The following is a 9,119-nucleotide window of genomic DNA, read 5'->3' as shown; positions in this document are numbered from 1 at the left end:
CCCCAGCTACAGGCCCATTGGGCCTGCATCAAAAGAACTGCACGTACTGCACCCAGACTCTCGGCACGTTGTCATGCGTGTCGGAGGTCGGTTTCCTGCCGCCGCGCCAGGCGATGCTGGTGCGGAACAAGTACTTGTTCGGCTCGCCGAAGTTCAGGCCGACGCCGTAACTGAGCAGGCGCTCGCTGTTCGGCTGCCCTGCATCGAGTTGCGGCGCATCGCCCGGCTTCGCGTTCGCGAGGATGTAGCCGAAGTCGAAGAAGCCCGTCAGCACCAGACCGCCCCCGGCGAAATGCACACCCGGCACCGTGTAGCGCAACTCAAGCGTGCTGGCGAAGCCGTCGTCGCCGAGCGCCTCGACTTCGGGATAGCCACGCACCCGATTGGCACCACCTAGCGAAAACTTCTCCGCGGCGGTCAGGTTCTTCGTCGCGGCCTGGCCTGATAGGGAGAAAAACAGCGCGACATTCGGCGCAAGCTGCTGAAGCCGCTCGTAGTCGCCGTAGAACTTCGTGAAGAAGCCCTGCGTGTGGTAGCCGTTCACGCTGGAGTCGTCGGCCTTTTCGGCGTCGCTGCCGAAACTGAGCGTGCCGAACATCACACCCGCGGTGAAGACGTTGACGAAGCCTGTACCGCGCGAATCGCCGTTCACCTGCGCCTTGATGCCGGCAATGTTCTTCTGCTGCACCGGTGCGTTGCTCTGCACGTCGTCGAGCTTTTCGTAGGTCAGCCCGACCTGGGCGAACAGGTTGACGTCCTTGCTGCGCTCGATCGGGTGAAGCACGAACAGGTTGACCACGTCCGCCGTGCCGCGCGCGTTCAGATCGGCGAACTCCTTGCCGAGTGAATAATTGAGCCGCCCGTAGTCGACGCCGACCCGCGTGCCGAGATGCCCCACCGGCACGAGATAGCTAACGTCGCCGAAGTCCGTCAGGTTCTGGTTGGTAATGAAGCCCTGCACCGACAGCAGGTCGCCAATGCCGAGCGGACTCACCAGACTGCTCTTTACGCCCAGCCGGTACGCACCCGCATAGCGATTGCCGTAGTTGTCCACCTCGACGTCGCCGGTGATCCGCTTCGGCCTCTCGGGCAACACTTCCACTTCGAGATCGGCCGTGCCCACCTGTGCGCCGCGATTGAGCGTGGAACGGATCACCGCGCCGGGCAGATCGCGAATCAGCAGCAGCGGTGTTTCAACCGACTGCTCCGTGATGATGTCGCCTTCTTTCAGGCGCGCGTGCAGCATGCCCAGCACCTGATCCTCGGTGACGAGCGCGTTCGCCGGATACGGATGCTTGACCGTGATCTTGCCCAGCCTTCCCTCGAGAATGCCGATGGTTACTACGCCATCCGAAATATTCTGCTTCGGCAGAAAGGCCACCGCGAGAAAGTAGCCGCGCTGGCGATAGAAGGCCTTTACCTTGTCGACGATCTCATTCAGGCCGTCGAGGTCGACTTCGTGAAACGCATACGGCGCGAGCAAGGCGGTCAGCTCTTCGCTGGAGATCACCGTGTTGCCGGTAAAGCGGAAGCCTTGCGGCGTGAAGCGCAAATCGGGGGCTTCCACCTTCGGCGCGGGCGGCGCCTCCGGCGGCTTCACGATCACGTTGGGATCGGCCGGCGGCACCTGGGGCTGCGGCTTGGTCGCCTCCATCAGCTGACCGGAAGTGGGCGGCGTCTGCGCGAATCCCGTGGATGCGGCGCACAGGCCAGCCGTCAGCAAGGCTGTGCGATGCAACACGTGAAAGCGTGTCGTCGTCCTGCACAGGAAAAGTGGCATTGGATGGAAACCCGGACGGTCCTTGTTGTGTCTTTTGCGTGCGATGCGCAACGCCCCCATGCTTGCGACTCGCTGAGCGAGGCGCCTTGGCGCCGCATTTCAGCGAGTTGCCATCATCATGGGAAGACCGCGTTTCCGAAACGTTCCCGTGCTTGCCGGCAACGGATTTCAGGCTGTTTTACCTTCCAGTGCGAGCCGCGCGCCGGCGACGCGCTGATGCACCCATTGCCGCCGCTCGCGCGAGAGCGACTGATACGCCGCTTCGCGCAGCATCGGATGACGGAACGCATAACAGCCGGCGCCCGTCGCGACGATCAGCCGTGCCTGCAGCAACGTGGTGAGAAGCGGCTCGATCTCGGCGGCGCTGCAGCCCGCCACCTCGGCGAGCAACGGCACGGTGAAGTCGCGGCCGCTGGCCGCCGCGAACTGAGCGAGCGGTTTGGCGACGCCCACGGCGTCGATGCGTCCCATCAGCAATTCATGCAGGCATGGCGGAACCACATGGGCCGATTCGCGCTCCACGTCGGCTGCCGCTTCGGCGAGCGCCATCAGATAGAGCGGCACGCCGTCCGCGCGTTGCGCGATGAGCGCCTCCGTATCCGTTTCGAGCGCGGCGCCCTGTGTCAGCACGGCGAGCAACTCCAGGCTGGCCTCGGGCGACAGCGGCTTCACCTGGATTCGCGCGACGGCGGTCGTGGCCATCCACGGCGCGGCGAAATCGTCGCGCCCGACGATCACGGGCAAACGATGATGCAAAGGCGCTTCCATCAGGCGTGCGATCACTTGCGCGGTGCCCGGATCGGCCCATTGCGCGTCGTCGAGACAGATGAGGCCGCCTTCCGGCACAGTGTCGTCGAGCAGGATGAGTAGCTGATTCACCAGCGCTTCGATCTGCGGTGAATCGGGTTCGAGCAGCGTCAGCAGCTCGTTGGCGAGCGTGTCGAGGCTCTCGCTGAGCGTCTCGCGGGCGGCCACGGCGCGAGCGGTTTGCGGCCTGGCGAGACGGCGGACCCAATGACGGAACGGATGAAACGGCGTCGCGGCGAATTCCGGGCGGCAGCGCAGTTCGACGGCGTCGAGGCCCCGGCTCTTCACGAAATGCCGGACGAGCGACGACTTGCCCATCCCCGCGTCGCCGGTTATGACGAGCGCGCGCATCGACAGCTCGGCGCATTGGCGCAGCGCCTGGTCCAGTTGCGTCAGTTGCGCGTCGCGTCCGATCAGCGGGTTGCGCTCGTCACCGGGCGGCATGGCGTCGAGCGGCATCGCCAGCAGCGCTTCCACGCGTTCCCCCGTGGACGCATCGCTCACGAATACCTGCCGCACGGCCCGAAAATCGCATTCCGGCAGCAACCGCGCGGTGGCGTCGCTGATCAGCACTTCACCGGCGCGCGCGCTGTTGGCCAGCAAGCCGACGATGCGCGTCAGCCTGCAACCGAGATCCGGCTGGTTCTCATGCACCGCGCTGAGCGTCAATCCGGTATGGATACCGAACGAAATCGCGACGCCGGTCCGCTCGCGTAAGCCACCTTCTGCGCCTACGGACGCGCAGCACGTGAGCGCGGCGGTCACTGCCTGGCGAACCGCGCCTTCATGCGTGACGGGGAAACCGAAGTAGGCGAACAGGCCACCGGCCGGCGCATGCACGACAAAGGCGCCGGCTGCCTGCAGGATCCCTTCGCAGCGCTTGCGCGGCGCAACGAGCGCGGCGGCCCAGCCGTCTGGATCGTCGCAGCGCGGCACCGTGAGCTGGCAATAGGCAACGGTGATCAGGCGGCGCTCCGCCGTCTGCGCGAACATGGGCGCGACCGCGCGGGCCGGCATTTCGACGAGCGCAAGCGTGTCGCGATGCGGCGGTGCGTCGAGCGCGGCGCGGCAGTGTTCGAGTTCGGCGCGCGCTTCGGCCCGGCGGCCGTCGCGCATCAGTATGCTGATCAGCAGTTGCCAGCCGGATTCGTCCCAAGGCTCGTCGGCCGTCAAGCGGCGTGCATGCGTCGCCGCGCGCACGAACTCGCCGTGCTGCGCGAGCCCTGCGGCGAGGAAGCGGCGCAGGCGCGCAATTGCGTAACGGTAGGCGACGCGGCGCGCTTCCATCCAGCGCTCGAATTCGCCCGCGTCGTCGATCTGGATATCGGCGAGGAATTCGCCGCGATAGAGTTCGGCCGTTTGCGACAGCGCTTCGAGTTGCGCGAGCGGAGCAAGCGCCGCGGCCCCGGCGAGCCGGTCGTCGGGCGGAAGCTCGCCGACTGCCGCCGACAGCGCGTGCACATCCACCCACGTCAACGCATCGGGTCTCAGGCTCAGCAGGTCGCGATGAATCTCGAAGCAAGCTTCACCGAGCGCCGCCTTCACGTCGAACAGCACACGTTTGAGCTTGCGCCTGCCACTGCCCGGCTCCTCGCCCGGCCATAGCAATTCGGCGAGCCAGTCGCGCGAATGCGCGGCCCCCGGTTGCGAGACCAGCCATGCGAGCAGCGCGCGCGACTTGTGATACTTCAGCGCAACGACGCTATCGCCGCGCTCAATACGCATAGGTCCGAGCAACGCGATGCGGCTCGCAGGCGGCACGACAATCGGGTTGTCGTCCGCGCGGCAATGCTGGGTCAGTGGCAGTACTGCGGCCTGCCCCGCCGGATGTGTGTCGATCACGAGCATGTCGTGTCCGCCCCCGCCATACGGCGCAGGCTACGCGCCGCTGGACTGGATGCTTGCTCCAGTTATTGATTGTGAATAAGTCAATAGAATGTGCCGCGTTTGGCGCCGTGATCGCCGACCGGTCCACGCCAGCGAAGTGAATCAATCATATTCATCGTATAAATACAAAGTTACCCATTGATTTGTAGGTGGCGGTTGACCTAAGAGACGTTGCCGCCTGTACGGTCCGGCATCGCGCTCCCCACCAGCACGCCCAGATTGCGCGCGGCAGCCGCCGCGTCGCTGATGTGGCGCACCCGTAGTTTCTGCACGAGCTCCGGATAAATCCTTCGGTGTACCTGGTTCGCGGACAGCGCCAGAGCCTCCGCGATAGGCGCGGCCGCCATGCCGCGATTGAGCATACGCAGCACCTCGAGATCGCGCGGTGTGAGCCGGTACTCGTCGGTGGCCGAGCGCGCCCGCGCCTCGGCGCGCCACTCCACCAGTTCGGCCGCGAGCACCCTGAACGCGTGGCGCTTCTTCATCAACTGAAGCCGGCCGTCGGCATCGCCCGTGCCCGCCACCAGCAAGTAGGCAACGAAAGACTCACCCGCGGTTCGGGCCGGCCACACCACCCCCGCCGCGAACCCTGCCGCGGCAAAAGCCTCGAACGCCTGGCGCTGGCCGGCACTGCGAATCTCGATCTGGTCGCTGAACGAAGGCGCGCTGTGCGCGCGCGCATACTCAAGAAAGACATCGTTCATGTACCAGCGCCGCTGCACGAATTGCTGCAGCAGCGAAAAACATCCCTCGGACATGAAGTAGCACCAGCTAATCCCCTGCTCGCGGCCGGACAACTGGTACGACGCGAAGATGTACTTCACCGGCGCGAGCTTGCGCCGCGACAGCACCGCAGTTGCGAGGCACGCGAGAGTCGGCTCGCTGCGGGTCGCGCGAATCGCGTCGAGCCCATTCAGACCGGCAGGCGGTGGCACGTCGCGCGTTCCAGAATCATCGCGCTGCAAGCGGTCGTGGCATTCCTGCGCGCGCTGATAAGCCACGCGCAAGGCGTTGCGTTGCGGATCGCTCCCGAACGCCTCAGACAGGTCAGCCTCGGAGCGGATCCGCGTGGCGATCGTGATGCACATGCCGTCGGGCTGCACGAGTTGCCGCTCGATCACCTCCGCGCTGGCATTCGCCATCAGCGCGAGACGTAATCGCTCCTTGCCTGCCCAGGCTGTTTCGTCGAGCTTGATATCCACGGTATCGGAAACCCTTTCACCTCGTCGGACGACGCACGAGGTGCAACCTGGCCGGAGTCGTCACGCGCCGGCGCCGCGCCGGGCGTGAACGGGTTCTTCATCAGACGACGCGTCGCGCGGCTCAGGTCGGCTCAACAGCCAGCACGCATAGCGTGAGCGTTGCCGCGCGTGGAATTCGGGCCGTCTGGTGGAGGGTGGACATCGCAGGAAATGGCATTCACGTTGGTCCCCCGGTGTAGTCAATATGTACAGCGCAAAATGCGCGGCGAGCAAAGGGCGGCGTCAGACCATGCCGCGGCTGGGAATGGGCAGCCGTTTTCTATTTCTTGCCGAGTACTCAGGCGGATGGCGCCGCCTGGACCGCCACGGTTTGCGGCAGTCTTCGAACAACGTCGTTTGACGGGCCGTTCGTGCCATGTGGGAACACCATCAGAGCGGCCAATGTGCGGTGCGGTTCCAAACATACGCCAGGCACGCCGCTGACATTGACACCCTGTCTCAAGTTGGTCAGTAAATAATACGAATATTTATGACAATTAGCATCGGGCTGGCGCCACAATTCCGGAAATTATTTCTGTGGAAGTTTGGTGGTCGAGGTGATATGGGGTGCGCTTTAAGCGTATTGGCTATTTGGTGCGTGATTAGACCGTTGGATATTCTTCGTTGCCGGAATGGTGACGCTCGGCGCGGGCGCGATCTATGCCGATTGCATTCAACTGCGATTGCGATACGCGTTCAAGAATGTTGGCGTGCTACCCGAACAGATACATACAGAACAGAATTTTCAAGAAAAAATCGGATTTATGAGAATATTTAAATTTCGAATTTTTATAGAAATGCAATATAAGCGCAATATCACATTCACACTTGCCTTGTTGTGCTGGACAACGGAAATTCAGAAGATCTCGGAATCGGACTGGCCTACGCGCTCCCCAAGAATCCCAAGGCAGTGCTAAAGGCCATCGACCCTGATAACGGGCCCGTACTAGGCGTTAGCCGCGTTTGCTCCGCGCCCTTCGTCGAAGACACCGTTAAAGATATTCCGGCGTATATCAAGCGCGCTCGAGCGGCACTGACCAAGGTCCGCGACCCCGCGTTGCAGGACATCAAAAAGGCGTGTCTGGCTGAATTGGCGAAGCCGTAGGCAGAAACGTCAGGTACTTTTCCCGCGTCCCTATGGTAAGCACGAGGAAAGCGATCAGGCTTGCAGCCTTTCACCAAGAAACTTGCCGACAGCGTCCAGCGTTTGGTCCGCTGCCTTCAATCGCCCGACGATGCCGGCAAACCCATGCGGCATCCCCATCCAGATATCCAGTTGGGCATCCACACCAGCGGCAATCGCACGCTCGACGAATCGGCGTGAATCGTCCAGCAGCACTTCGTCGTGGCCAACGTGAACGCGCACGGGAGGCAAGCCGGACAGTTCCGCATAGAGCGGCGACGCCAGCGGATCTTCAGGATCAGCGCTGCCCAGATAGGCTCGCACCAGTTCCGCCGCCTGTGGGCGGGTGAAAAGCGGATCAGCGTCCGCCCGTGTCTCGTACGTTGCGCCCGAGAGCGTCAGATCGGTCACTGGCGACAGCGCGGCCACGCCCACCAGCGTCAATCTGGCGGAGACCGCTTTGTCGTTCGCAACGCGCGCGGCGAGCCCCAGCGCGAGATCGCCTCCGGCAGAGTCGCCCGTCACGGCGATCCGGCGAATCCCCCGTTCAGCGAGTCCCAGATAACACGCCAGCACATCATCGACGGCGGCAGGAAAAAGATGTTCGGGAGCGAGCCGATAGTCTGGAATAAATGCCTTCGCTCCAGTCCTCGCGGCGATATGCCCGACAAAATGGCGGAACGCTCCGGCCGAACCGAAGTTGAACCAACCGGCATGCAGATGAAGAATCGCCGTGTCAGATTGATGACCCGCGGGATAAACCCAAAACCCCGGCACACCACCCACCGTGTCGGCTTCGAACGTGACGTTGTCGGGCGGCGCAACGCTCGCCATCATCGCATCGAAGCCCGCGCGTGTTTCGATACCCAGGCGCACACCCTTTGTGGCACGCATCCCGGCTTTCATCGCCGCGATGATCGGCGCGTCTTCAGGATCGAGAGCATGCCTGACGAATAAATCCTGCGCTGCGTTCCCGGTAGGCAAACTTGTCATCGCCAGTTCTTTTAAATCAGGTAATCACGAATCGCACCGACGCTCGGAGCGGCCAGGCGCAATAGCGCCTCGCCGCTCCGTTGGACCGCCGACGGTGCGGGTAATAGATGACGCTCAGACGAACAGCTTGTTGGCCGTCTTCGCAATCAGTTCGCCCTGATGGCGCGCGCCAGTGAGTTCGATGGCGCTCGGCTGACGCTGGCCTTGCGCGCCGGCGATCGTCGTGGCGCCATAGGGCGCACCGCCGACAATCTCATCCAGCGTCATCTGCCCCTGGTGGCTGTACGGCAGGCCGACGATCGTCATGCCGAAGTGCAGCAGATTGGTAATGACCGAAAACAACGTGGTTTCCTGGCCGCCGTGCTGGCTGGCCGTCGAGGTAAAGGCGCCGCCGACCTTGCCGTTCAACGCACCGCTCATCCACAGCCCGCCCGCCTGGTCCAGGAACGTCGCCATCTGCGAAGAGATGCGCCCGAAGCGGGTCGGCGTGCCGACAATGATCGCGTCGTAGTTGGCGAGCTCGGCGACCGTCGCAACCGGCGCTTTCTGATCGAGCTTGAAGTAAGCGGCCTTGGCCACCTCCTGCGGTGCGGTTTCCGGCACCCGTTTGACGTCGACCGTCGCACCCGCCGCGCGCGCGCCTTCGGCGACGGCATCCGCCAGGGTCTCGACGTGACCGTATGAGGAGTAGTACAGGACCAGGACTTTCGACATTGCGAGCTCCTTTAGTGATCTGCGGCGACGCCGCGGTGAGAATCCGCTATGCACAACATCCGTGCAATGTCGCACGCGTCAGTCGCATCTGAACAGGCCTCATTTTTCGATGCGTCCTATCGGCATTACAGATGGACCGACGAATCGCGCTTATGGCGCCTGCTCCATCATGAGCAACTGCGCGCCTCGCCTGATTCGCGCGCTTATTTCACGTCCAATACGAGCAGCTGAGCGCCGTCGGCAACCTGATCGCCGACCGCATACAGCACCTCCGACACCGTGCCGGCCGCCGGTGCGCCAATGGTGTGCTCCATCTTCATTGCTTCCATCACGATCAGCGGCGTGCCCTTCTCCACCACGGCGCCCGGTTCGACCAGCACCGCGATCACCTTGCCCGGCATCGGCGCGGTCAGACGGCCCTCGCCGTGCTCGGCATCCGCCGCATGCGCCAGCAGGTTCTGCCATTCGAACGCCAGCGCCTCGCCGAGACAGAACACGTGGAACGTGTCGCCGTCCACGAACACGCGGCCCGACACACGTGTTTCGCCGATCGTCGCGCGGAATTCATGCTCGC

General features: G+C 63.6%; 6 protein-coding genes. All 6 read right to left on the bottom strand.

Annotated elements, in window-relative coordinates; genetic code table 11:
- Window positions 1–28: 28 nt before the first annotated feature.
- Window positions 29–1,741 carry a ShlB/FhaC/HecB family hemolysin secretion/activation protein gene (locus A6V37_RS10480; protein WP_167361433.1) on the bottom strand — a complete coding sequence of 571 codons (1,713 nt, stop codon included), beginning with the start codon at window positions 1,739–1,741 and terminating at the stop codon, window positions 29–31.
- A gap of 207 nt (window positions 1,742–1,948) precedes the next feature.
- On the bottom strand, window positions 1,949–4,435 hold the full coding sequence (locus tag A6V37_RS10475; RefSeq protein ID WP_064285965.1) for an ATP-binding protein: 2,487 nt from the start codon (window positions 4,433–4,435) through the stop codon (window positions 1,949–1,951).
- 200 nt (window positions 4,436–4,635) lie between these two features.
- Entirely contained in the window at window positions 4,636–5,676 is a 1,041-nt protein-coding gene (locus tag A6V37_RS10470; RefSeq protein ID WP_157447864.1) for a helix-turn-helix transcriptional regulator, read from the bottom strand.
- 1,198 nt (window positions 5,677–6,874) lie between these two features.
- A complete protein-coding gene (locus A6V37_RS10455; protein ID WP_064285963.1) occupies window positions 6,875–7,831 on the bottom strand; it encodes an alpha/beta hydrolase in 957 nt (318 codons plus the stop codon).
- A gap of 114 nt (window positions 7,832–7,945) precedes the next feature.
- Window positions 7,946–8,545 carry an NAD(P)H:quinone oxidoreductase gene (gene wrbA, locus A6V37_RS10450; RefSeq protein ID WP_064285962.1) on the bottom strand — a complete coding sequence of 200 codons (600 nt, stop codon included), beginning with the start codon at window positions 8,543–8,545 and terminating at the stop codon, window positions 7,946–7,948.
- A 203-nt stretch (window positions 8,546–8,748) separates the two neighbouring features.
- The coding region (locus tag A6V37_RS10445) for an acyl-CoA carboxylase biotin carboxyl carrier protein subunit (protein ID WP_341272017.1) at window positions 8,749–9,119 on the bottom strand (371 nt) is incomplete at its 5' end.

Origin of the sequence: Paraburkholderia ginsengiterrae, from assembly GCF_001645125.1 — a bacterium.
Classification (GTDB): Bacteria; Pseudomonadota; Gammaproteobacteria; order Burkholderiales; family Burkholderiaceae; genus Paraburkholderia; species Paraburkholderia ginsengiterrae.
This window is presented reverse-complemented; position numbering and strand designations above follow the sequence as displayed.

Bases quoted from the DNA above. Each gene is read 5' to 3' on its own strand.
- A6V37_RS10475 (WP_064285965.1), bottom strand. From the start codon at position 4,435: ATGCTCGTGATCGACACACATCCGGCGGGGCAGGCCGCAGTACTGCCA.
- A6V37_RS10455 (WP_064285963.1), bottom strand. From the start codon at position 7,831: ATGACAAGTTTGCCTACCGGGAACGCAGCGCAGGATTTATTCGTCAGG.
- wrbA (WP_064285962.1), bottom strand. From the start codon at position 8,545: ATGTCGAAAGTCCTGGTCCTGTACTACTCCTCATACGGTCACGTCGAG.